Annotated in this window: 1 protein-coding gene; it reads left to right on the forward strand. The window is 54.1% G+C overall.

Annotated features, from left to right (window positions below; all coding sequences use genetic code 11):
• Positions 1–207, forward strand: a 207-nt coding sequence (locus tag ICE88_RS08480; RefSeq protein ID WP_216252073.1) for a hypothetical protein, incomplete at both ends; no start/stop codon positions are given.

Genomic DNA, 207 nt, shown 5'->3' on the forward strand with positions numbered 1-207 from the left:
GTACCTATGCCAATAGTGAAGTGGCCACGGCTGTGACTTTGACCAGCGCCAATGGCTACGCTGCTAGCACGACTCGTGCGGTAGGTACGAACGCCAATGAAGTAGTGGCCACATCAGCCACCGGTACGGATGGCTTCTTGGCTAGCAACTATGACATCACCTATGTATCTGGTAGCTTGGCGATCACAGCTCGTCCGATCACCTTGA

The organism is Polynucleobacter sp. AM-26B4, from assembly GCF_018882285.1.
GTDB lineage: Bacteria > Pseudomonadota > Gammaproteobacteria > Burkholderiales > Burkholderiaceae > Polynucleobacter.